Consider the following 23,992-nt stretch of genomic DNA (forward strand, 5'->3'; position numbering starts at 1 on the left):
ATTCGCAGCCTCGCCACCATGCAGCGCGACCTGCGCGGCATGATCGAGGTGGTGCGCAGCAACGCCCAGGGTGTCAACGGCATGAGCGAGCGATTGAGCCAGGGCTGCCATGAAGTGGCCGGCAGCAGCCAGCAACAAAGCAGCGCCGCCAGCACCATGGCGGCGGCGGCGAGTGAAATGACCGCCAGTATTGAAGAAATCACCCGGCATGCCGGGCGCGCCCTGGATATGGCCAACCAGGCTGAAGCCCTGGCCAAGGATGGCGGGCGCGTGATTCACCAGGTGGTCAAGGACATGGACGGCATCGCCCGTTCGGCCCAGCAATCGGCCCAGGTCATCCGCACGCTGGATAAAGAGTCCGAGGCGATCTACAGCATTATCCAAGTGATTAAAGGCATCGCTGACCAGACCAACCTGCTGGCCCTGAACGCTGCGATTGAAGCCGCGCGCGCGGGCGAACAGGGCCGTGGGTTTGCCGTGGTGGCCGACGAAGTGCGCAGCCTGGCGGGACGCACCAGTGCCTCGACCCAGGAAATCGCGAGCATGGTCGCGCGTATCCAGCAAAACACCCGCGAGGCGGTAACTAGCATGGAGGAGGGGGTTTCCCAGGTCGACAAAGGCATGGCCGTGACCGCTGAGGTCGAGCGGGCGATTCGCGAGATTCTGCAGGCCACCCTGAATACCACCGAGCTGGTCAACGATATTTCACGCACCATCGGGGAACAGAGCCTGGCCAGCAACGAAATCTCCCATCAGGTGGAAATGATCGCCGGCATGTCGGAGAACAACAGCCGCGTTATCGGTGAAACGGCTTCGACCACAGATGAGCTGGCCGGCCTGGCCGGCAAATTGTCCCAGTCGGTAGATCGGTTCAGCTTGTAACGAAGGCACATTTTCAGCCGGCCCCTGTGGGCCGGTTTTTTTTTGCTCGTGCAAAATAAAGATTGAATATTCACACCTAATGTTATTTAAATAACAAAACAAGAGCGACACGACCTGCCTGGTCGTGCCGTAACAAGGTGGAATAGCAATGAGCAAGATCGCAGTCATCGGCAGCAACATGGTGGACTTGATTACCTACATCGACCGCATGCCGGCCCAGGGCGAAACCCTGGAAGCGCCGGGTTTTGCCCTCGGGTGCGGCGGCAAAGGGGCCAACCAGGCGGTGGCGGCAGCCAAGCTTGGGGCCGATGTGCTGATGCTGAGCAAGGTCGGCGACGACATGTTTGCCGACAACACGGTGGCCAATTTCCAGCGCTTTGGTATCGACACTCGTTATGTACAGCGAGTGCCGGGCGTTTCCAGCGGGGTGGCGCCGATTTTTGTGCGGGCCGACTCCCATAACAGCATTTTGATCGTCAAGGGTGCCAATGCGCATTTGTCGCCGGCGGATATCGAGGCGGCGGCCGAGGACCTGCGGCAGTGCGGGCTGATCGTGCTGCAGTTGGAGATCGCGGTGGAAACCGTGTACTACGCCATCGAATTCGCGCACCGGCACGCCATTCCCGTCCTGCTCAACCCCGCGCCGGCCCTGTCCGGGCTCAGCGCTGAACACTTGGCGCACCTGGACTTCCTGATCCCCAACGAGTCGGAACTGGCATTGCTCAGCGGGCACGTGGTCGACTCGCCGGAATCGGCGCATGCCGCCGCCTGCAGCCTGGTGGCCGGTGGCATTCGCCACGTGATCGTCACCCTCGGCGAACACGGCGCGTTGTACGTGGGGGAGGAGGGCGAGTTCCAGGTACCGGGGGTGCGGGTCGAGGCCCGTGACACCACTGGCGCCGGGGATGCGTTTATCGGTTGCTTCATTCACCACTGGAACCGCGACGGCCATATTCGTCAGGCCATGGAACAGGCGGTGGCCTATTCCGCCTGCTCGGTCATGGGCCTGGGTACACAGACGTCCTATCCCGACCACGAAACGTTCGAGCGCTTTCAGCAACAGCCGTAACACTCTCAACCCAGCCCGGAGAACAATAATGAACAAACCTGCGCTGCAACAGACACCCGATGGTTTCTACCTGAACCGCACACCTTGGTTCGCCTTTATCCTGCTGTGCAGCATTTTTGCGCTGTGGGCCGCGGCGGCGAGCATGAACGATGTGCTGATCGCCCACTTCAAAAAAGCGTTTTTGCTCAGCGATTTCCAGACCGCCTTTGTGCAGTCGGCGTTTTACCTGGGCTACTTTTTCGTGGCGATTCCAGCGGCGATGGTGGTTCGTCGTTTCAGCTACAAAAGCACCATCCTGATCGGCCTGCTGTTGTATATGTTCGGCTGCCTGCTGTTTTTTCCGGCAGCCTCCACCGCCAAATACGGCATGTTCCTGCTGGCGCTGTTTGTGATTGCCGCCGGCCTGTCGTTTCTGGAGACGGCCTGCAACACCTACTCGACGCTGATGGGCCCTCGGGAAACCGGGACGCGGCGATTGAACATTTCGCAGACCTTTCACCCGTTCGGCGCCATGGCCGGGGTGTACGTGGGCAGCTTCGTGATGTTCAAGGACACCGACGCCACCACGGAGCAACTGACGCAGATGAGCGCCTCCGAGGCGGCGGTGCAGCAGTTGCAAATGATCCAGTCCACGCTGTTGCCTTACCAGTGGATGATTGCGGTGCTGGTGCTGATATTTATCCTGGTCGCCATGACCCGGTTCCCTGCGTGCAAAGGCAACACGCCCGCCGGCAGCAAGCCTGGCAGCTTGCGTCAAAGCCTGGGCCGGCTGTGGCGCAACCCGCGCTTCACCTTTGGCGTCTTGGCGCAGTTTCTGTATGTGGGCGCGCAGGTGGGCGTATGGAGTTTCACCATTCGCCTGGCCATGCAAATGGGCGGTATGAATGAGCGCAGCGCTTCATGGTTCCTGTTGACCACCTTTGCCGCCTACTTTGTCGGCAAGTTGATCGCCAACCTGTTGATGCGCCGTCTGCATCCGGCCAAGGTGCTGGCGATCTACGGCGTGCTGTGCATCGTGCTGCTGGCCTATACCATTCTGGTGCCGAACATTTCGGCGGTGTACGCGGCGGTCGGCGTGAGTATTTTCCTGGGGCCTTGCTGGCCAACCATCTACGGCCTGACCATTGATGGCCTGGGCGAAGACACCGGCGTCGGCGGTTCACTGCTGGTGATGAGCATCGTCGGCGGCGGGGTGATCCCGATCTTCCAGGGGCTGTTGTCCGACGCCAGCGGCGGCAACATGCAGCTGGCCTATAGCGTGCCGTTGCTGTGCTTTATCGTGATCGTGATGTATGCGCTCAAGTGCATGCGTCAACCCGGCACTTTGCCGGTGGGTGCGACCGGAGCGGTGGCCTCATGAATACACGTATCCCGTTGTACCCAACGGTGTTCGGCGAGCAGGAGAAAATCCTCCTGCAATCGCCGGCCTTCAAGGTCAGTGCCTGGGTCTATCCGTCCGGCGTGTTGGCCCTGAGCCTGGAGAACAGTCGTGGGCGATTGGTGGTATTGCCTTACCAGGGGCAGATGATCTGGTCGGCCGTGTTCGACGGTTGCGACCTGACCATGAGCAACCTGTTCGAGCAGCCCCGGCCCAGCCCGACGATTATCGACACCTACGGCTGCTTCATGTTTCACAGTGGCCTGTTGCGCAACGGTTGCCCGGCCGCCGATGACACCCATGCCTTGCACGGCGAAATGCCCTGCGCGCCCCTCGACTCGGCCTGGCTGGAGGTGGGCGAGGGCTTTGTGCGCCTGGGCGGTTCGTATGAGTACGCCAAGGGCTTCGGCGATCGCTACCGGGCGTGCCCCAGCGTGACACTGCACGCCGATTCGGCCGTGTTCGATATCGACATGCAGGTGACAAACCTGGCCGGCAAGCCCATGGACCTGATGTACATGGCCCATATGAACTATGCCTATGTGGACGGCGCGCGTTTCGTCGAGCCATTGGGCGTGCAGCGCCAGCGCCTGCGCACCAGTGTGCCGGACCACGTCAAGCCGACGCCGGCCTGGAGTGCCTATATGGCGCAATTGGCTGAGTGTCCCACTCAACTGGGCTGCCTCGAACAGCCATCGCTGTACGATCCCGAGATCGTGTTCTTCTTCGACGGCGTGGGTACGGACACCCTGGGCCAGGCACACTTTCTGCTGGACCATCCCGACGGTACGGCGTTCTACACCCGCTACCGTCCCGAGCAATTCGAGCACGCCGCACGCTGGATCCTGCACACACCGGATCAACAAGTGGCAGCGTTCGTGCTGCCGTCCACCTGCGAGCCCGAGGGTTATAACGCCGAGAAAACCAAAGGTCACGTGCGTCAGCTGGCCGCCGGGGCCTGCGCATCGTTCAGTGTCACCACCGGTTATTTGAATGCGCAGGAGCGCCAACGATTGTTGGGTTAAACCAGCAATTGCGCACCGCCGGCCCGAATAGCGTCCTGATACGTTCGGGGGATTTTCTTGTCGCTGACCACGTATTGAAAGTCTTCAAGGGTGGCGAAGTGAGCGGTGCGCACCGTGTCGAACTTGCTGAAATCGGCGAGCAACACGCGTTGCTGGGCCTGGCGCATGACCTTTTGCTTGACCTCGACTTCATTGAAGTTAAAGCACGTTACGCCGAACGCCTGGCTGACGCCGGCGGCGGTCACGAAAGCCCAGGTCAGGCGCACGCTGTCGAGGATGCTGCTTTCGGCGCTGCTTTCAAAGACCTGGTTCTTGCGGTGAAAGGTGCCGCCGCACAACACAATGTGGCAATTGGGCTTGTTCTGCAGCTTGAGCAGCACGTTCAACGAACTGCACACCGCGGTGAACTCCAGTGCATCAGGGATGAAATCGACCACAAAAGGCGAGGTCGTACCGCAGTCGAAAAATACCGTGTCACCGGCCTGGATCAACTGCGCGGCGAGTTTGCCGATACGGCGCTTTTCTTCTACGTGGCGCGTGTCTTGTTCGGCCACCCGGTAATCGCCGACGTCATTACCGACGCGGGTGATGTAGCCACCCAACAACCGCAGGTGATCGCTGAAATGGCTGAGATCACGGCGCAGGGTCATCTCGGAAACGTCCAGCAGGGCGGCCATTTCCCTCAGGTGAATGGCGTTCTGGTCCTTAAGGGCTTGTTGGATAAGCTTCAGTCGCTCGGCTTTTCTACTGTCCACGGGTATTCCAGGGCTTGATTGTTAGTGTTAATTAAGTAACATTAATTGTTAGTATTGTAACGCGCTGGCGTGAGTATTGTGACAAGCGCCGCATCATCATTGGCAACATACAGGCAAGGACCCGTTAAATGAACAGTCTTCCACCCACCGCATTGGCCAAATATATCGATCACACCTTGCTGGCGCCGGACGCTTCCCGGGAACAGATCCGCACCTTATGCGAAGAAGCCCAGGCACACGGTTTTTATTCGGTGTGTCTGAACTCGGGGCAAGTGCCTTATGCCGCGACCTGCCTGGCCGACAAAACCGTGGTGATTTGCGCCGTGGTGGGCTTTCCACTGGGCGCCGGCCTGAGTGACACCAAGGCCTTCGAAGCCCAACGCGCCATTGCCGCCGGGGCAGGGGAGGTCGATATGGTGCTCAACATCGGATGGTTGAAAGACGGGTTGCTGGACGCCGTGCGCGATGACATCGCCTTGGTCCAACAGGCCTGTGGCGCCGTACCGTTGAAGGTCATTCTGGAAACCTGCCTGCTTGACGACAGGCAGAAGGTCCAGGCGTGTGAAATCTGCCGGGAACTGGGCGTGGCCTTCGTCAAGACATCCACCGGCTTCAGCCGCAGCGGCGCTACGGTCGAAGACGTGGCCCTGATGCGCAAAACCGTAGGCACTGGGGTTGGAGTAAAGGCCTCCGGCGGCGTACGCGATTATCCGACGGCAGTGAAGATGATTGAAGCCGGGGCGACACGCCTGGGCAGCAGCTCAGGGATCGCAATCGTGGGCGGCGCCATGACCGCGGCGAGCGGTTACTGACGGCGATTTTGCTGGCAAGCACAGCCATGTATTAATATAACTCAACTAAATACTCATTTAGTTGAGTTGGATTCATGTTCAGGTATCAAGCATGGGCGAGGACAGTGCTGATGCGCCAGGCCGTCTCTCCATACGCATGGCCTTTCGGCGCTCACGAGGGATAGCCCGTCGGCCTTTGGGGAATTTCTTCAAGATCGATGCGCATCATCGCGTTCCGGCTGCTCAAGGGGTTGGATCCGCACTTTATCGGTTATGCCGCCGAACACACGGCTGTTTGCCGGTGCGGGCCTTGGCGAATTCCAGCCCATCGGATCAATCTCAATACGTATAGCGCCACAAGGGCCGTGCTGCGTCATTGGCCAAGCGTTGGGCGCTGGATTGGAAAGGTGCCGGTATGCTGATCGACGGATGTTCATCTGGCCGATCTCGACACAGAGGTTGGTGCCGGCACCGACCAGAAACACACAGACCTTGAAGACAGGATCACGCAGTTGCCGCCGGGTCAAAACCAGCAGCGAAATGTTCGTGGCTGGTGGCTTTGCCCAGGGTTGGCGTTGACAGGGGTTTGGTGCGTTGAAATCTGGTGGGCACTGCCGCTGATTGCGTAACATGGTATTACGCATAATGTATATTATGTTAAATCATGTGTCTGACTTGTCACCAAACCCACCTCAATCACCTCGGTCTTGCTGAACCTTGAGGCGCATTTGCTTTCCCCTCGTCCCGCCTTTGACGTTGAATCGTAACCGGGCATTGATTCTGCGGCCAGATACGCTAACACTCTACGGGCTACGCCAACTTGGAAGGCAATTTATGGCAATAACGCAAAACACCCGTTGGGTGCAGGTTGACAGCCCCCTCGGCGGCGATGTCCTGTTGTTGCAGAGCATGGCCGGCAGTGAAGAGCTGGGGCGTTTGTTTCACTACGAATTGGACCTCACTTCCGAAGATCAAGCGATCAAGTTCGATCAGTTGCTGGGTAAACCGATGGGTCTGTCCCTGGAACTGTTCGAGGGTGGCCGTCGCTACTTTCACGGCATTATCAGCAGTTGCCGACAACTGACCGGCCATGGTCAGTTCGCGGGCTATCGCGTCAGCCTGAGGCCTTGGTTCTGGCTGCTCACGCGCACCTCCGATTGCCGCATTTTCCAGAACAAGACCGTGCCGGACATCATCAAGCAGGTGTTCCGCGACCTCGGTTTCTCCGACTTCGAAGACAGCCTGAGCGGCAGCTATCACGAGTGGGAATATTGCGTGCAGTACCGCGAAACCAGCTTCGACTTCGTCAGCCGGTTGATGGAACAGGAAGGCATCTATTACTACTTTCGCCATGAAAAGGCGCGCCACGTATTGGTATTGGCCGACGCCTACGGCGCTCATTCCACTGCGGCAGGCTATGCGTCGGTGCCCTTCTTTCCACCTGATCGGCAAATGCGCGAGCGCGATCATTTCTACGATTGGCAACTGGCGCGGGAGGTGCAATCCGGTTCGCTGGCGCTGAACGACTATGACTTCCAGCGCCCCCGCGCCAGCCTCGATGTGCGCTCCAGTGTGCCGCGCGACCACAGCAACGGCGACTACCCGCTTTACGACTATCCCGGTGAATACGTCCAGAGTAACGATGGCGAGCACTATGCGCGTACCCGCATCGAAGCCATTCATAGCCAGTTCGAGCGCGTGCAGTTGCGTGGTTGCCCCCGTGGTCTGGGCTCCGGCCATGTGTTCAGGCTGACTGGATACAGCCGTGAGGACCAGAACCGCGAATACCTGGTGGTGGTCGCACGCTACCAGATCCGCCAGGAACTCTACGAAAGCGGGCAGTCGGAATTGTCCGAGCAGTTCGTCAGCGAGCTGGACTGCATGGACGCCAGCCAGGCGTTCCGTCCCCTCCCCCTGACCCCCATGACCATCGTCCGCGGGCCGCAGACCGCCGTGGTGGTCGGCCCCAGTGGCGAGGAGATCTGGACCGACCAGTATGGCCGGGTCAAAGTGCACTTTCACTGGGACCGCCACGACCAATCCAACGAAAACAGCTCCTGCTGGATTCGCGTGTCCCAGGCCTGGGCCGGCAAGAACTGGGGCGCCATGCAGATCCCGCGGATCGGTCAGGAAGTAATCGTCAGCTTCCTCGAAGGCGATCCGGATCGGCCGATCATCACCGGTCGTGTCTACAACGCCGAACAGACAGTCCCCTACAAGTTGCCGGCCAATGCCACCCAGAGCGGAGTGAAAAGCCGTTCAAGCAAAGACGGCTCACCCGCCAATTTCAATGAAATCCGCATGGAAGACAAAAAAGGCGCGGAGCAGCTGTTTATCCACGCCGAAAAAAACCAGGACATCGAGGTCGAGAACGACGAGACCCACTGGGTCGGCCATGACCGCAGCAAGACCATCGACAACGACGAAACCGTTCACGTCAAACACGACCGCACAGAAACGGTGGACAACAACGAGACCATCACCATCGGCGTAGACCGTACCGAGGACGTGGGCAATAACGAAAAAATTACCATCGGTGTCAATCGCACCGAGCACGTGGGCAGCAACGAGACCATCACCATCGGTGCAAACCGCACGGAAAAGGTCGGCGCCAACGAAAAAATCACCATCGTCAGCAACCGTACCGAAGACGTAGGCGGCAACGAGACCATCGACATCACGGGCAACCGTAACGAAACGGTCAAGGGCAACGAAGGGATCGAGATCAACGGTAACCAGCGTACCCAGATCGGCCAGGACGAATCCCGTGACGTCGATCGCAACCGAACCACCAGCATCGGGCAGAACGACAGCCTGGACGTCGGCAAGCACTTTGCCCTCACCGCCGGCGACTCCATTACCCTGACCACGGGCGCATCCAGCCTCACCATGAAGAAGGACGGCTCCATCACGATTCGCGGCAAGAACATCATCATCGACGGTTCCGGCGCCATCAACATCAAGGCCAACAAGAACGTGGTGATCAAAGGGCAGAAGATCCTGCAGAACTAGGACATGGAGGTATGTATATGACGGTTCAGTACCCGCTCCCCACCCAGGCCCGTATCGATGGGGTCATCATCGGCAGCCTGCTCGCCCTGCCCCATGCCGGCGCGCCCACGGTCACCTACCCCGGTTGCCCGGACAGCCGCGGCCTCGTCGCTCGCTGCACCGCGCGGCTAAGCCCGGCGGATATCGGCAGCCCGGTGGCGCTGATGTTCGAGGACGGCGACCCGATCCGCCCACTGCTGATCGGCCTTCTGCTTGACGCCCAGGCCGCCGTCGCTCCCGTCGCCAGTGTGCGACTGGATGAGCAGTGCCTGGAATTGAGCGCAGAACGCGAGATTGTGCTGCGTTGCGGCAAAGCCAGCATCACCCTGACCCGCGCCGGCAAAGTGATCATCCAGGGCGCCTACCTGTCCAGCCGTTCCAGCGGAGTCAACCGCATCAAGGGCGGCTCGGTGCAAATCAACTAGACAGGTAATCGGCCCATGGAATTGCTCAATGCCAGCAGACTGACGGCGGCCTATACCCTGGGTATGGACCGTGATGGTCGCGAATCCCTGGTCGTGGTGGCCAAAGGCACGTTTGATCTACCGCTGGACGGTCGCGCCTTGACGCTCGCCGACAGCCAGCAACCGCTGCTGATGGCCGACACCTTTCTCGGCGAACCAGGCCTGAGCGCCCCGCTGCAGGAAATGGACTTTGCGCCGGTCAAGCCCTTCTGCGATGTGCTGGTGTGCGGCAAGGCCTACGCGCCCGGCGGGCGGCCCGTGACGCAGTTGACCGCGGGTATTCGCGTGGGTCGGATGAGCAAGGCTTTTTCCGTCGTTGGCCCGAGGCAATGGCAACTGGGGCTGTTGGGCCTCTCTCCCGGCTCGCCGCAGCCTTTTACCGAACAGAACATCTCCTATGCCCAGGCCTACGGTGGCTCCCATCCTATGGTGAATGCCCCCGATATGCGTGACGGTTACCTGGACAACCCAAGCGGTTGCGGCTGGTACCCGCGCGGCCTTGATAACGCCTACATCGTCGGCAGGCCAATGCCCAACACCGAAGAGCTGGGCAAACCGATCGAAAACCCTTTTGGCAACTTTCGCCCCGTGGCCCTCGGCCCCATCGCTCGTAGCTGGCCGCAACGCGCCCGCTTCGCCGGTACCTACGACGAGGCCTGGAAAGCCGACTGTTTTCCGTTTCTGCCGGCGGACTTCGACACCCGCTACTATCAGGCCGCACCCGACGATCAGCAGGTTGATTACCTGCGCGCAGGCGAGGAGGTACTACTGCTGAACCTCACTGCCCAGGAGCGCGCAGGTTTTCGCATCCCTGAGATGGAAGTGCCGGTGACCTTTTTCCTGAAAAAAGGCGGCCATGAAACGGTGTCAGCGGTGATCGACACCCTGCTGATCGACACAGACGCCCGCCAGGTGCAGTTGACCTGGCGTACCTCCCGTCCGCTGCGGCGCAACATGTTCGAGATTGCCCAGGTGCTGGTCGGCACGCTGTCCATCGGCTGGTGGCGCGCCCGGGCATTGGGTAAAGACTACTACCCATCGCTGCGCGCCCTGGTAAACGCCAAACGCACCCGGGAGCAAACGCACTGATGCGTGCTTTGAGCATTATCGGCTCCGGCATGGTCAGCGCTGTCGGCCTCAGCGCACCGGCCAGTTGCGCGGCGATCCGCTGCGCCATCGACAACTTCCAGGAAACCCGCTTTATCGATCGGGGCGGCGAATGGCTGATTGCCGCCAGCGTGCCGTTGGAACAGCCCTGGCGCGGCCGCACCAAGCTGGTCAAGATGGCCGCGCGCGCCATTGCCGAGGCCCTGCACAGCACGCCCAACGTCGAACCGGAAAAAACCCCGCTGCTGCTGGGGCTGGCAGAGCTCGAGCGCCCCGGCCGTCTAGAAGGTCTCGATAAAGGATTGCTGCAGGCCATTGAAGCCGAACTGGGCCTGCGCTTTCACCCCGCCTCCAGCATCCTCGCCCATGGCCGGGTCAGCGCCGCCGTGGCGCTGCTTGATGCACGCACCCTCATTTATGGCGGTGGCCATCGCCACGTGCTGATTGCCGGCGTCGACTCCTTCCTCAACGGGCCAACGCTGGCTGCCTTCGAGCAACGCGAGCGCTTGCTCACCAGCCAGAATTCCAACGGTTTTATCCCCGGCGAAGGGGCTGCCGCCGTGGTGCTGGCCGCCCCCGTCGCGAGTGACACGCCGCAATTGGCCTGCATCGGGCTGGGGTTCGGCACGGAACAGGCCACGGTGGAATCCGAAGACATCCCGCTACGCGCCGAAGGCCTGACCCAGGCCGTGCGCGCAGCCCTGGGCGAAGCCGGTTGCGGGTTGGAACAGATGGATTACCGCCTGACGGACATCTCTGGCGAACAGTATTACTTCAAGGAAGCTTCCCTGGCCCTGAGCCGCAGCCTGCGGGTACGCAAGGAGTTCTTCCATCTCTGGCATCCGGCCGACTGCATCGGTGAAGTCGGCGCCGCCATTGGCCCGGCGATGCTCGCCGTGGCACTGGCCGCCAGCCGCAAGGGTTATGGCGAAGGGCCGAATATTTTTTGCCACCTGGGCAACGACGCCGGCCAACGCGCCGTCGCGCTGCTCAGCTACCAGACCGTGAGGGCTGCCTGATGGCCAACCAAGTATTTGCCAACAACATGGAAGTCTCCTGCAAGTCGGCCGACGGCAAGTCGATCGCGTGTTTTCCGGACGTGTGCTTCACCCCACCCGTGGCCCCGCCTACCCCGCTGGGCGTGCCCATCCCCTACCCCAACACCGGCATGGCCAAGGACACGACCAAGGGCAGTCGGACGGTAAAGATCACGGGTAAGGAAATCATGCTCAAGGACCAGAGCTATTTCAAAACCAGCTATGGGGATGAGGCTGGAAACGCCCCTAAAAAGGGCATCGTCACCAACAAGATCAAGGGCAAGGTGTATTTCACCTCCTGGTCGATGGACGTGAAGTACGAAGGGAAAAACGTTGTTCGGCACATGGACCTGACCACCCACAACCATGCCTCCCAACCGGGCAATACCATGCCCTGGACCTATACGGACCGAATGGCACTGGCCAAGGATCTGGCCCAATGCGAGGGCGAACGAGGCCGGGCAAAAGACGCTTGCGGGGACCTTGAGCAGAAAATGATCTGCCCGGACATCAGCCCGCTACAGGCCGCGACCAAAGCCCGCAAAGCCGCTAAAGACGCGGCGGGCGACGGGTTTAAAGACAACGCGGCCTATCTGGGCACGCACGCCGACGTCCAGGGCGAGTATGCGTCCCTGGCCAAAACCATCAACAGCGACCCTTGCCAAAAGGCGATGCGCTGCTTTCTCGCGCCGTTCAAACCCAACCGATGCTGCCCCGGACAAACCGGTGACCACCTAATCGATTCGGCATCCTTCACCGACGGGCCGGCCTTTCCCGGCCAACCCAGAAGCAAGCACCCGACCAAAGCCGGCTGGAGCAAATACCAGACCGACAGAGCCCCGGTGATGTGCGCGGAGGGGCCCAATCAGACCACCGCCACCCACGGCCAGATGCATACCCGACGTGGGGTGGTGGCCTTGCATGAAGCTGATGCAAACGGTGAATGGCCAAGGTCCAAGGCTACGCAGACGGGGGCCAGGGCGGCGAAGAAAACCTTTCCGGACTCCAACTGTAGTCAGGAATGCCTGGAAGCTCAGTTGAACACCTATCACGACAAAGCAAAGGACCCAGGCGAGGAAAAACCGATCAATGCCTGTGCGTCCATGACCAGCAATCAAGACGAGCGCAATAAGGCTCAGGCCGAAATGTACCCTAGCGAGCCTAGCCGCTAATTTACCCCTATCAGGAGACTAAGATGGACCCTCGAGACCCGCGATTCCGTGGACTTAGTATTGGCACTGGTGTTGTTCGCTACTCAGACCTGAGCTATTTGATTACCACAAACGACATCTCGATCAGTGAGGGCTATACAGGTTCGATACTGTTTGGTCTTGATCGAGGAACCTGGGGCGCCGGCACAGTACCATGGCTTGCCTGCTCCGGAACGGTCTGCCATAAACCTGCCGAACGTTACTTGGTCCTTGGCACCGATGGATCAGTGCGGGCCAGTGGTGGCGGCTCGATAAAGGAAGAATCCTCCATCGCCAGCTGCGGCACAGACCCCAAAAAACGCGGCCCCCTGCGTGAAATCCGTGGCATCGCCAAAGGCCGAGCCTACGCCGTAGGCGCCTGCCGACAAGCCTATGTTCGCGAGGGCGAAGACCAATGGCGTTGCATCGACCAGAGCGCCCAGGTCGGTGACACCCCGATCACCGACACCAGCTTCGAATCCATCGATGGTTTCAGCGAGCAGGAAATCTATACCGTCGGCTGGGAAGGCGAAATCTGGCGGTACGACGGCGACCTCTTCACCCAGCAGAACAGCCCCACCAACCTTGCGCTCTACAAGGTCCGCTGCGCGCCGGATGGCTACGTCTACGCCTGCGGCCAACTCGGCACCTTGCTTCGGGGGTGCAATGAACAATGGGAAATGATCGAACATGACAGCACCGACGAAGACCTCTGGGGCATGGAAGTGTTCGATGGGCAGGTTTATGTGTCGTCCACCCATTTCGTCTACCGGCTCGAAGGCGACAAACTCAAGCCCGTCGACTTCGGCGACGACGTGCCGCGAACCTGTTATCACCTGAGCGCGGCCGACGGCATCATGTGGTCCATCGGGCCCAAGGATGTCATGCAGTTCGACGGTTCAAACTGGACACGGTGCCTGCAAATTGACTAACCCGACGCGCCTGCCCTGCCCTTGTTGCATCGGGGCCCGGGACTGATGAACACACTGCCCGTCGTCCTTGACCTGCATGCCGAAGAAGCCAGCTTCCTCGCTGTCCTGCGTGATTACGCGTTACGCGCGCCACATTACGACCTGGACGACCTCGGCAAACTGGAAGACCGTATCGACGCTCATCTCGATGGCCTGCGTATCGCCGGCCCCGCAGGCCTGGAAACCGTGCTGGCCCAACTCGGCCCCCACACGTTTGGCGAGCTGTTTGCCGGCGTGGTCCTGGCCTTCGAGACACACCACACCGATGGGTTGTCGCAGCTCAGCGAACACGTGAGAAACGCGGTGGAAACCGAGCGTGGTTATCTGATGGCCCTGGGGTGGCTCGACTGGGAATGGGTCGCGCCCTGGATCGACCGCATGCTCGCCTCCCCAAAGCCCCTGTTCCGTCGCCTCGGCCTTGCTGCCTGTGGTATGCATCGTCGCGATCCCGGCGCAGCGCTGCTCGCGGAGCTTTCGCAAGCCGACCCCGGCGTGCTGGCACGCGCGGCCCGTACCGCCGGCGAACTGCGCCGGCATGACCTGATGCCGACCCTTCGTTCGCACCGTCTACATCAAGATGCAGCAACGCGCTTCTGGGTCAATTGGGCCACCGCACAGCTGGGCGATGAATACGCCCTGGAGCCACTGCGCCCCTTCGCCGAGCAACCGGGTGCGTTCCAGTACCGTGCGCTCTGCGTCCTGTTGGCCTGGCAACATCGGGAGCACAGCGTCGCCTGGATACACCAGTTGCTACAGAACCCTGCCCAGCGCCGCATCGGCATCCAGGCCATTGGGCTGCTGGGCGATCCCGTCGGCGTGCCGTGGCTGATACAGCAGATGAGCGACCCGCCGTATGCCCGTGTCGCCGGCGAAGCCTTCAGCCTGATGACCGGCGCGGACCTGGCGCTGCTCAATCTGGAGCTGCAGCAATTGCCGGATTTCGACGCGGGGCCGAACGACAACGCCGAGGACCCCAATGTCGTCATGGACCCCGATGAGAACCTGCCCTGGCCCGACCCGCAGTCAATCAGCCGCTGGTGGCAGGCCCATGGAGGCGAATTCCAGGCAGGCGTCGGCTACATAGTGGGGTTGCCTCAAAGCGAAAGCGGTTTCAAGCAAGCGCTTGCCCATGGCCTGCAACGCCAGCGCATCGCCGCCGCCTGTGGCATCGCGCGCTTTCGGCCAACCGATGTGCTTTTGCCCATTAGCGCTCCCGTCAGGCGGCAAAAAAAGTGGCTGGGGTAACCGGCTCAATTCGGCAACCCGTTGCGCTTGAACCTGGGAATGTCCAGCCCCAAGCTCTCGCGCAACGTCGTTCCTTCATACGCCGTGCGATACACGCCACGCGCTTGTAACAACGGTATGACCTGTTCAGTAAAGCGATTGAATTGTTCCGGGTGCCCAATGTAAACATTGAAGCCATCCACCGCCCGCGCCTCGAACCAATCCGCCATTTTCTGCGCGACCGTGTCCGCCGACCCCACGAAGGCGCCCGGACGCAGTTGTCGACCGAATTCAACCGCCTGGCGCAACGTGAAGCCTTTCTCGCGAGCCTGGTCTGCAATGCGCTTGGCGGCGGTAAAAAAGCTGCTGCGGGCGGCCTCCAGGCTCTGCTGGGGAAACGCTGCGTCGAGGTCGTACTGGCTGAAGTCATGCCAGCCGAAATTACGCCCGAACTCCTTCAGCGCCAGTTCAAAGCTGTGATCGGCCTGATGGTAATGCTGCTCGATTTCCCGCGCATGCTCGTCCGTGTCGCCGACGTAGATTTCCGCGCCCGGCATAACCAGCAGTTGTTCCGGGTCGCGACCAAGCTGCACTGCCCTGCCCTTTACCTCCCGGTAGAAAGCCTGGCCCTGCTCGATGCTGGCGGCGTGGGTGAAGATCACATCGGCCGTGGCGGCGCCCAGGTCGCGACCTTGCGCTGAATCACCGGCCTGGAATATCACCGGCTGGCCTTGGGGTGAGCGCTGGATATTCAGCGGGCCCACCACCGAAAAGTGCTCGCCCCGGTGGTTCAGGCTATGCAGCTTGCTCGGGTCGAAAAACTGCCCCGTGGCACGGTCGCGCACGAACGCATCGTCCTCATAAGAGTTCCATAACCCTTGCACCACCTGAACGTGTTCGGCGGCACGGCCGTAGCGCGTGTCGTAATCATAATGCTCGTCGCGGCTGTAATTGCCCGCCGTGCCCGCATCTCCGCTGGTCACCACGTTCCAGCCGGCGCGGCCCTTGCTGATCAGATCCAGAGAGGCCAGACGCCGCGCGACGTTATACGGCGAGTTATACGAGGTGGTCAGCGTACCGACCAAGCCTATATGGCGGGTGCTGACCGCCAGCGCGGACAACAGTGTCAGCGGTTCGAGCCGGTTCAGGTAGTGCGACGGCGATCCCGGCGTGATGAACTGGCTGTCGACAATAAACACCAGGTCGAACAATGCCGCTTCGGCCTGGCGCGCGATGTCGATATACCAGTCAACGTTAACGCTGGCATCGGCCGGCAGTTGAGGGTCAAGCCACAGATTGTGGCGGCCTGGCCCGCCGCAGCCCATCGTCAAGGCCCCGAGTTTCAGTTGTCTTTTCATCATGTGGGGGCATTCCTCGGTGTTCAGGGCTGGGTCTTGGCGACGACGGGTTGCAAGGACGCGGCGAATGAATCGTCGAATAAACTGGCCGCCGCATAAGGCTTGACCAGCCCTTGGCCGGCAAAAAAGTCCACGGTTTTTTGTGCCTCTACAGGAGACTGGGCTGTCAGCGGCTCGACCGTTGTGCGTGCCCGGGCAAACCAGACACGTGCAATGTCGGCATCCGCCCGGGTGCGTTTGGCCCAGGCATCGGCATAAGCGTCTGTGTTGGCGGGATGCTGGCGAGCCCAGTCGCGCGCTTTCTTCAGGCGCTGAAGAAAATCGCTGATGGGCGCACGTTTGGTGTCGATGGCCTTGGCGTTGGCCGCAATGAAACTCTGGGCGGGAATCAGCCCTTCAGCCGTCGCGAGAACCCGCGCGCCTTGGCGTTCCTGTTGGGTGACGTAAGGCTCCCACGTCGCGATCACGTCCACCGACCCACCTTCCAATGCATGGGAGGCATCCAGCGCGCTGAGATAGCGCAGTTCCAACGCGTCTGGGCGCACGCCCGCCTTATCCAGCGCGGTCAGCAACAACTGCTGGCTCCAGGAGCCTTTCCAGATCGCCGCACGCTTGCCTGCAAGGTCCGCGAGGCTGTGGATCGACGAGTCCTTTTTTACCAGGATGGCCACGCCGTCGAGGTTTTGCCGGCTGACGGCGATCACCTTGATCGGTGCACCTAAAGCCCCCAAAAACAGCACCGGCGCATCCCCCAGCAAGCCGATGTCGAGGCTGCCGACGTTGAGTGCCTCGGCCACCGGCGAGCCTGCGGTGAATTGCTTCCATTCAAGGGTATAAGGCAGATCGTCCAGTACGCCTGCGGCTTCCATCACGGCCTGGGCGTTGTAGCTTTGATCGCCCACCACCAGTGTTTGCGCGGTCGCGCTCAGGCACAGCAGCAGGCCGGCCAACCCGGCCGCGAGTTTTGTCAGGTAACGCACGCTCGTCTCCAGATGCCTTGTCAGGCAGTTCAAGTCGATCCGCGCGTACGGTCTCGGCACTGTTCAAAGGGGTAGTCAGCCGCATACGATGGGGCCGGGCGTCGGGCGTGTAAAATACTGATAATGCATAACGTAATTCTATAATAATGTCATAAGCGTATTTTTAGCCCCGTCGGTTCCATGTGCCAGCCGCATGCCTCATGCTCAAACGTCATAATCCCCGGTTCGCCTGCGTGGTAATCTCGCGCCACCACGAATAGACATTGATCGTCACTCGACGATGACCAGAGCCAGGAAAGAACATGTCCAAAAAATCTCACTCAGCGTTGCGCCGCAACTTCCGTGAACTGCTTGCAACGCCTGCGTGCGTTGAAACCGCCTCCGTATTCGACCCGATGTCCGCGCGTATCGCCGCCGACCTGGGTTTCGAGGTGGGCATCCTGGGTGGCTCTGTTGCCTCGTTGCAGGTATTGGCGGCGCCCGATTTTGCGCTGATCACACTGAGTGAGTTCGTTGAGCAGGCCACCCGAATCGGTCGTGTGGCGCAACTGCCCTTTATCGCCGACGCCGACCACGGCTACGGCAACGCCCTCAACGTGATGCGCACCGTCGAAGAGCTGGAACGTGCCGGTGTGGCCGCGCTGACGATTGAAGACACCTTGCTGCCGGCGCAATTCGGGCGCAAATCCACCGACTTGATTTCGGTTGAGGAAGGCATCGGCAAAGTCCGGGCGGCCTTGGAAGCCCGCGTCGATTCAGAGCTGTCGATCATTGCCCGTACTCACGCAGGCGTGCTGCCGACCGAGGCGGTGATCGAGCGCACCTTGGCGTATCAGCAAGCTGGCGCCGATGGGATTTGCATGGTGGGTGTCAGCGATTTCGAGCATCTGGAGAAGATCGCAGAAAAGCTCACCGTGCCGCTGATGCTGGTGACCTATGGCAACCCCAAACTCCATGACGCCCAGCGCCTGGCAGACCTGGGCGTACGCGTGGTGGTCGCGGGCCATGGCGCTTACTTCGCGGCGATCAAGGCCACCTATGACAGCCTGCGTGCCCAGCGTCAGTTGACCCATAGCACTTCGAACCTGAGCGCTACCGAGCTGACCCACACCTACACCTTGCCGGAAAGCTATGTGGCCTGGGCCGAAGAGTTCATGGATGTAAAAGAGTAAACCCTGCGTGAAGCGAGGGCAGAATCACTCTGCCCCTCTTCCTCAAGCCGCTTGGCTTGCCGGCTTAGCCAACCCAACCGACCGCCGTCTTGGGAATAACCTCGGACTCATCGAGCTTCGACGCGAACATGCTCACCGCCTGCACCGCGTCGCTGGTGCTGGTGCGGATCTGCAGGATCACCGATCCCGCCTGATCCGCAAGGTTGACACCGCGCTGCGCGCCCTCCTGGGTGGCGCTCATGCTGGCGACCGCGTCGCGGGTTTCCGAGAGGATCATGCCGATCATCTCGGCAATTTCCGCGGTAGAACGGCTGGTGCGCCCGGCCAGTTGCCGCACTTCATCGGCGACCACCGCAAAACCACGCCCCTGGTCACCCGCCCGCGCCGCCTCGATGGCCGCGTTGAGCGCCAACAGGTTGGTCTGGTCGGCGATGCCACGAATGGTGTTGACGATGGCCGTGATCTGTTCGGAGCGATCACCCAACTGGCCAACCAGACGCGCCGAGGCGCCGATATTCTCGGCAATGCGGCGCATTTCCGTGGCGGTTTCATGGATCACCTGGGTACCGTGCTCGGCGAAACGCTCGGTTTCGGATGAAATATGGTAGGCCCGCGAGGCGCCGCGTGAGTCTTCCTCGAATTTTTCCACGCGTTCGGTGATGTCGCTGGCGAACTTGACCACTTTGAGCAGCTTGCCGTCGCCGTCATAGACCGGGTTGTAACTGGCTTCCAGCCACACCACGCGCGCATGTTTACCGATGCGCTTGAATTGCCCGGTGAAAAATTCGCCGTTGTTCAAGCGGCGCCAGAAGTCCGAATACTCACTGCTGTTGATCAGCGCCGGCTCGCAAAACATGCGGTGATGTTTGCCTTTGAGCTCGGTCAGCGAATAGCCCATCACGTTCAGGAAGTTGTCATTGGCATCCAACACTTGGCCGTTCAAGTCGAATTCAATTACCGCCATGGCGCGGTCAAGCGCGGTCAACTTGCTGCGGGTTGCGGCTTCCTGCTCGACTTTGGCGGTGACGTCGAGGGCGTACTTGACCACCTTCAACACCTGGCCTCGTTCATCCAGCACCGGGTTGTAGCTGGCTTCCAGCCACACCGTGCGGCCATGGGAATCGACGCGCTTGAACGTACCCGACACAAACTTGCCGGCCTTCAGCTCACTCCAGAACTGACCGTAGGCCGGGCTGCTGGTCAGCGCCGGCAAACAGAAGTCACGGTGGGACTTGCCGGCCAACTGGTCGCGGCTGTAGCCCAGTGTTTTCAGGAAGTTGTCGTTGGCGGTCAGCACCTTGCCATTGAGGTCAAATTCGACCACGGCCATGGAGCGTCCGAGTGCCGATATCAGTCCTTTGTATTCGGTGACTTCGGCCGTCCTGGCCGCCAGTTCTGTTTTGAGTGTTGTGTTGAACATGACGTACCCTCAGCCGCGCAAAGAACCTATTTCTTATAGGGCTATCGGCGTCGGAATACGGGACTTTACGGGATTTTACGGTTTATTTTCTGGCGTCAAATAACCGTGATTGAAGTGGGTGTTCAAGGCGATTTCTGCGGCTGCGCAAGCGACGCCAGCCGCTGCTGGGCATAAGCCGCGGTTTGCCCCTGCGGTTATTTTCGGGGACCATGGCGCCTTTCCGTTCCTGCCAATGAGAGGCGCCCATGGCCAACCACGACCTGTCCTACACCCCCGATCCTGATGCCGACTCCATTTCCAGCGACGTGATCGGCTTCAACGGCATCCTGGTCTCCACCCAGATCCCGACCCGCGCCGACGGCAGCCTGGAGCTGGGCGATATCACCCTGCAAAGCGAATGCACCCTGCAAGCGCTCAAAGTTGCCTTGGAAAAGGCCGGCAGCACCATGGACCGGGTCATGCACCTGACCATTTATCTGACCGACATGGCTGATCGCGCCGCCTTCAATGAAGTCTACAAACGCTTCTTCGCCAAGCCCTGGCCCGTGCGTGCGGCGGTTGGCGTGGCGGCGCTGGCGGTGGAAGGCATGCGGGTGGAAGTCACCGCGATGGCGGCCAAGGCCTGAGTGGATGCCGGTCAGGCATTTCACAGCTACAATGCGCGCCTCAACCGTGACAAGCCTGACTAAAAACTATGTCCTTGCCCAAGCATCACCTGGAACTGCTCAGCCCTGCCCGCGATGTCGCCATTGCCCGCGAGGCCATCCTGCATGGCGCCGATGCCATCTACATTGGCGGCCCGAGCTTCGGCGCGCGCCATAACGCCTGTAACGAGGTGAGCGACATCGCCCAACTGGTCGAATTCGCGCGTCGTTACCATGCGCGCGTATTCACCACCATCAACACCATCCTGCATGACAACGAACTGGAAGCCGCGCGCAAGCTGATCCATCAGCTCTACGACGCCGGTGTCGACGCGTTGATCGTGCAAGACCTCGGTGTCATGGAGTTGGATATTCCGCCCATCGAGCTACACGCCAGCACCCAGACCGACATTCGTACCCTGGGCCGGGCCAAGTTCCTCGATCAGGCCGGCTTCTCCCAGCTGGTGTTGGCCCGTGAGCTGAACCTGCAAGAGATCCGCGCCATCGCCGACGAGACCGATGCCGCCATCGAATTCTTTATCCACGGCGCCCTGTGCGTGGCGTTCTCCGGGCAGTGCAACATCTCCCACGCGCAAAACGGCCGCAGCGCCAACCGTGGCGACTGCTCCCAGGCCTGCCGCCTGCCATACACCTTGAAAGACGACCAGGGCCGCGTCGTGGCCTTTGAAAAACACTTGCTGTCGATGAAGGACAACAACCAGAGCGCCAACATCCGCGCCTTGGTCGAAGCCGGCGTGCGTTCGTTCAAGATCGAAGGCCGCTACAAGGACATGGGCTATGTGAAAAACATCACCGCCTATTACCGCCAGCGCCTCGACGACGTCCTCGAAGACCGCCCGGACCTGGCCCGTGCGTCCAGCGGCCGTACCGCGCATTTCTTCCTGCCCGACCCGGAAAAAACCTTCCACCGGGGCAGCACCGACTACTTCGTCACCGACCGCAAGATCGACATCGGCGCGTTCGACACCCCGACCTTTACCGGCCTGCCGGTGGGTACCGTGGAAAAAGCCGGCAAGCGCGACCTGCAAGTGGTCACCCATGAGCCGCTGTCCAACGGCGATGGCTTGAACGTGCTGGTCAAGCGTGAAGTCGTGGGTTTTCGCGCCAACATTGCACAAGCCAAAGGTGAATTCGAAGAAGACGGCCAGAAGCGCTACCGCTACCGCGTCGAGCCGAACGAAATGCCCGCAGGCCTGCACCAACTGCGCCCGCATCACCCGCTCAACCGCAACCTGGATCACAACTGGCAACAGGCGCTGCTCAAGACCTCCGCCGAGCGCCGCATCGGCCTGGCGTGGGTAGCGCGCCTGCGTGAAGACCAGCTGGAAATCACGGCGACCAGCGAAGAAGGCATCAGTGCCAGCGTCGCCCTGCCCGGCCCGTTCGGCGTGGCCAACAAGCCTGAACAGGCGCTGGATACCCTGCGTGATCTGCTTGGCCAGCTCGGCACCACCGAGTACCACGCCACCCGCACCGAGCTGGATGCGCCACAGGCGTTCTTCATTCCCAACTCGCAGCTCAAGGCGCTGCGTCGCGAAGTGATCGAAGCGTTGACCGCCGCCCGCGTCAAAGCGCATCCGCGTGGCGGGCGCAAGGCCGAGACCACGCCGCCGCCGGTGTACCCGGAAGCGCATCTGTCGTTCCTGGCCAACGTCTACAACCAGAAGGCCCGCGACTTCTACTATCGTCACGGCGTCAAGCTGATCGACGCGGCGTTCGAAGCCCATGAAGAAACCGGCGAAGTGCCGGTGATGATCACCAAGCACTGCCTGCGTTTCTCGTTCAACCTGTGCCCTAAACAGGCCAAGGGTGTGACCGGGGTGAAGACCAAGGTGGCACCGATGCAGTTGATCCACGGCGACGAGGTACTGACGCTGAAGTTCGATTGCAAACCGTGCGAGATGCACGTGGTGGGCAAGATCAAGGGGCATATCCTTGGGTTGCCGCAGCCGGGCAGCGCCGTGGAGCACTTCAACCCGCAAAACATCATCTTCCAGGGTACGCACTGACGTTCGAGCGGGGCCACCACCAGCCCCGCTGCAACCCCGCCGCCGCCAGCAGAATCGCCGCCACCCCCAGCCATTGCAGCCAGCCCAGGCGATGGCCGAAGGCAACCCAGTCCACCAGGATCGCGGCAATCGGGTAGATGAACGACAGCGCGCCGGTGATGGCCGTCGGCAGTTTCTGGATCGCGCCGTACAGCAACACATACATCAAACCGGTATGCACCACCCCCAGCGTGACCAATGCCGCCCAGGCATTGCCCGCCGCCGGCAGGCTGTTCCACGGCACCAGCGGCGCCAGCAGCAACGCGCCGGTGACCACCTGGATCAGCGCCATCAAGTGCGGCGGTACTTCCTTCAAGCGCTTGATGATCAGCGCCGCCAGCGCATACAGAAACGCCGCCCCCAAGGCCAGCGCAATCCCCGTCAGGTAATCCCCGCCCCCGCTCTGCTGCTCGCCATGGGCGGTGACAATCGCCAGCATCCCGAGAAACGCCACACTCAGCCACGCCAGCTTCTGCACGGTGATTTTTTCACCCAGCAACAGCGCCGCCAGCATCACCAATATGAACGGCTGCACGTTATACACCGCCGTGCTGATGGCGATGGACGCGCGCGAGTACGATTCAAACAACAGCAACCAGTTGCCGACAATGGCCACGCCACTGAGCATCGCCAACCCAAGCTTGGCCCAACTGAGCAAATCCAGGCGCAGGTAGCCCAGCAACGCGCACACGATCAGCAGCGTCAGCCCACCGATCACGCAGCGCCAGAAAACCACCTCGATCACCGACACGCCCGACACCAGCACACACCAGCCAATGGTGCCGGAAATCAGCATGGCGGCGACCATTTCCCACGAACCGCGACGGATGGATGAATCCATGATTGATGCTCCTCAAGTGAGGCTCAATTATGGCAATCTGTTCGGCAGCGGCTCCAGCGACTAAAAAAGGCAAAACGTTTAAATCACCTTTTCTTATTAGGCCAATCCCATGATCGACACCATCGACCAACAACTGATCGCCGCCTTGATGGACGACTCACGTTTGTCCCTCAAGGCGCTTGCGGGGATCACCGGGCTGTCTTCGCCCAGCGTGGGCGAGCGCCTGCGCCGCCTGGAAGAACGCGGCGTGTTGACCCACTACACCGTCGATATCGACCCCAGTCACTTCGGCTACCTGCTGCAAGCCATCGTGCGCATCCGCCCCCTGCCGGGAAAATTGCAGGAAGTGGAACGCCAGATCCAGGCGATTCCCGAGTTCACTGAATGCGACAAGGTGACGGGCGACGACTGCTTCATCGCGCGTTTGCATGTGCGCACCATGGACCACCTCGACAGCCTGCTCGACCGGCTCAATGCCTACGCCGAAACCAACACCGCCATCGTCAAGAAAACCCCGGTAAAACGGCGATTGCCGCCGCTGGCCAGCGACTGAACGGGAACAAA

At 60.8% G+C, this 23,992-nt stretch carries 22 protein-coding genes and 1 pseudogene; 16 read left to right on the top strand and 7 right to left on the bottom strand.

Going from position 1 to position 23,992, the window contains the following annotated elements:
- Nucleotides 1-177 precede the first annotated feature (177 nt).
- From AB4O23_RS18150 to AB4O23_RS18165, 4 genes are all read left to right on the top strand, one after another.
- Nucleotides 178-882 (top strand): methyl-accepting chemotaxis protein, encoded by a 705-nt coding sequence (locus tag AB4O23_RS18150; RefSeq protein ID WP_460063979.1) that lies wholly within the window; start codon nt 178-180, stop codon nt 880-882.
- Between the two features lie 148 nt (nt 883-1,030).
- Nucleotides 1,031-1,951, top strand: coding sequence for a ribokinase (gene rbsK / locus AB4O23_RS18155; RefSeq protein WP_460060210.1), 921 nt, complete (start codon nt 1,031-1,033; stop codon nt 1,949-1,951).
- 28 nt (nt 1,952-1,979) lie between these two features.
- Nucleotides 1,980-3,311 carry an L-fucose:H+ symporter permease gene (gene fucP, locus AB4O23_RS18160; protein ID WP_017528022.1) on the top strand — a complete coding sequence of 444 codons (1,332 nt, stop codon included), beginning with the start codon at nt 1,980-1,982 and terminating at the stop codon, nt 3,309-3,311.
- A complete protein-coding gene (locus AB4O23_RS18165; protein ID WP_017528021.1) occupies nt 3,308-4,354 on the top strand; it encodes an aldose 1-epimerase family protein in 1,047 nt (348 codons plus the stop codon). Before fucP ends, AB4O23_RS18165 begins: the two co-directional genes overlap by 4 nt.
- Here the strand turns inward: AB4O23_RS18165 and deoR are convergent.
- Nucleotides 4,351-5,109, bottom strand: a complete 759-nt coding sequence (gene deoR / locus AB4O23_RS18170; RefSeq protein ID WP_065879078.1) for a DNA-binding transcriptional repressor DeoR — start codon at nt 5,107-5,109, stop codon at nt 4,351-4,353. The genes AB4O23_RS18165 and deoR overlap by 4 nt on opposite strands.
- 128 nt (nt 5,110-5,237) lie before the next feature.
- Here deoR and deoC point away from each other — a divergent pair, with 128 nt between their 5' ends.
- A complete protein-coding gene (deoC, locus tag AB4O23_RS18175) occupies nt 5,238-5,921 on the top strand; it encodes a deoxyribose-phosphate aldolase (RefSeq protein ID WP_137220103.1) in 684 nt (227 codons plus the stop codon).
- Nucleotides 5,922-6,109: 188 nt separating this feature from the next.
- On the opposite strand, the gene AB4O23_RS18180 is transcribed toward deoC, so the two are convergent.
- The gene (locus tag AB4O23_RS18180; RefSeq protein ID WP_139113510.1) at nt 6,110-6,532 is read right to left on the bottom strand and encodes a hypothetical protein; all 423 of its coding nucleotides are present in this window, start codon (nt 6,530-6,532) and stop codon (nt 6,110-6,112) included.
- Nucleotides 6,533-6,734: 202 nt separating this feature from the next.
- Here AB4O23_RS18180 and AB4O23_RS18185 point away from each other — a divergent pair, with 202 nt between their 5' ends.
- From AB4O23_RS18185 to AB4O23_RS18215, 7 genes are all read left to right on the top strand, one after another.
- A complete protein-coding gene (locus AB4O23_RS18185; RefSeq protein WP_068931843.1) occupies nt 6,735-8,912 on the top strand; it encodes a type VI secretion system Vgr family protein in 2,178 nt (725 codons plus the stop codon).
- Between the two features lie 17 nt (nt 8,913-8,929).
- A complete protein-coding gene (locus AB4O23_RS18190) occupies nt 8,930-9,376 on the top strand; it encodes a DUF6484 domain-containing protein (protein WP_017529828.1) in 447 nt (148 codons plus the stop codon).
- A gap of 15 nt (nt 9,377-9,391) precedes the next feature.
- A complete protein-coding gene (locus tag AB4O23_RS18195; RefSeq protein ID WP_017529827.1) occupies nt 9,392-10,504 on the top strand; it encodes a DUF2169 family type VI secretion system accessory protein in 1,113 nt (370 codons plus the stop codon).
- Nucleotides 10,501-11,541, top strand: coding sequence for a 3-oxoacyl-ACP synthase (locus AB4O23_RS18200; protein ID WP_026067418.1), 1,041 nt, complete (start codon nt 10,501-10,503; stop codon nt 11,539-11,541). Before AB4O23_RS18195 ends, AB4O23_RS18200 begins: the two co-directional genes overlap by 4 nt.
- Nucleotides 11,541-12,731: a PAAR-like domain-containing protein gene (locus tag AB4O23_RS18205; protein WP_065879081.1), complete on the top strand. Its 1,191-nt coding sequence runs from the start codon at nt 11,541-11,543 to the stop codon at nt 12,729-12,731. The genes AB4O23_RS18200 and AB4O23_RS18205 overlap by 1 nt, the downstream gene beginning before the upstream one ends.
- Nucleotides 12,732-12,997: 266 nt before the next feature.
- Nucleotides 12,998-13,681, top strand: a complete 684-nt coding sequence (locus tag AB4O23_RS18210) for a hypothetical protein (protein ID WP_223271456.1) — start codon at nt 12,998-13,000, stop codon at nt 13,679-13,681.
- Between the two features lie 45 nt (nt 13,682-13,726).
- On the top strand, nt 13,727-14,965 hold the full coding sequence (locus AB4O23_RS18215) for a TIGR02270 family protein (RefSeq protein WP_460060217.1): 1,239 nt from the start codon (nt 13,727-13,729) through the stop codon (nt 14,963-14,965).
- 5 nt (nt 14,966-14,970) lie between these two features.
- Here AB4O23_RS18215 and AB4O23_RS18220 read toward each other — a convergent pair whose 3' ends face one another.
- Nucleotides 14,971-16,305 carry an LLM class flavin-dependent oxidoreductase gene (locus AB4O23_RS18220; protein ID WP_065879084.1) on the bottom strand — a complete coding sequence of 445 codons (1,335 nt, stop codon included), beginning with the start codon at nt 16,303-16,305 and terminating at the stop codon, nt 14,971-14,973.
- 20 nt (nt 16,306-16,325) lie between these two features.
- Complete coding sequence (locus AB4O23_RS18225) at nt 16,326-17,282, bottom strand: ABC transporter substrate-binding protein (protein WP_065879085.1); 957 nt, start codon at nt 17,280-17,282, stop codon at nt 16,326-16,328.
- Nucleotides 17,283-17,584: 302 nt separating this feature from the next.
- Here AB4O23_RS18225 and AB4O23_RS18230 point away from each other — a divergent pair, with 302 nt between their 5' ends.
- Nucleotides 17,585-18,454, top strand: a complete 870-nt coding sequence (locus AB4O23_RS18230) for an isocitrate lyase/PEP mutase family protein (protein ID WP_017530672.1) — start codon at nt 17,585-17,587, stop codon at nt 18,452-18,454.
- A 64-nt stretch (nt 18,455-18,518) separates the two neighbouring features.
- Here the strand turns inward: AB4O23_RS18230 and AB4O23_RS18235 are convergent, their stop codons facing one another.
- Together AB4O23_RS18235 and AB4O23_RS18240 are read right to left on the bottom strand one after the other, a co-directional pair.
- On the bottom strand, nt 18,519-19,136 hold the full coding sequence (locus tag AB4O23_RS18235) for a methyl-accepting chemotaxis protein (RefSeq protein WP_460063983.1): 618 nt from the start codon (nt 19,134-19,136) through the stop codon (nt 18,519-18,521).
- Between the two features lie 18 nt (nt 19,137-19,154).
- Nucleotides 19,155-19,874: pseudogene (locus tag AB4O23_RS18240) on the bottom strand (PAS domain-containing protein); the annotation flags it as partial.
- Nucleotides 19,875-20,119: 245 nt separating this feature from the next.
- Between AB4O23_RS18240 and AB4O23_RS18245 the strand changes: the two are divergent.
- Complete coding sequence (locus tag AB4O23_RS18245; RefSeq protein WP_017530670.1) at nt 20,120-20,500, top strand: RidA family protein; 381 nt, start codon at nt 20,120-20,122, stop codon at nt 20,498-20,500.
- Between the two features lie 68 nt (nt 20,501-20,568).
- A complete protein-coding gene (locus tag AB4O23_RS18250; RefSeq protein ID WP_017530669.1) occupies nt 20,569-22,548 on the top strand; it encodes a peptidase U32 family protein in 1,980 nt (659 codons plus the stop codon).
- On the opposite strand, the gene AB4O23_RS18255 is transcribed toward AB4O23_RS18250, so the two are convergent.
- Nucleotides 22,526-23,428 (bottom strand): DMT family transporter, encoded by a 903-nt coding sequence (locus tag AB4O23_RS18255; RefSeq protein ID WP_065879086.1) that lies wholly within the window; start codon nt 23,426-23,428, stop codon nt 22,526-22,528. The genes AB4O23_RS18250 and AB4O23_RS18255 overlap by 23 nt on opposite strands.
- 109 nt (nt 23,429-23,537) lie before the next feature.
- Between AB4O23_RS18255 and AB4O23_RS18260 the strand changes: the two genes are divergently transcribed.
- On the top strand, nt 23,538-23,981 hold the full coding sequence (locus tag AB4O23_RS18260; protein ID WP_017530667.1) for an Lrp/AsnC family transcriptional regulator: 444 nt from the start codon (nt 23,538-23,540) through the stop codon (nt 23,979-23,981).
- The last annotated feature ends 11 nt before the right edge of the window (nt 23,982-23,992 follow it).

Source organism: Pseudomonas sp. H2_A10 (assembly GCF_054680085.1).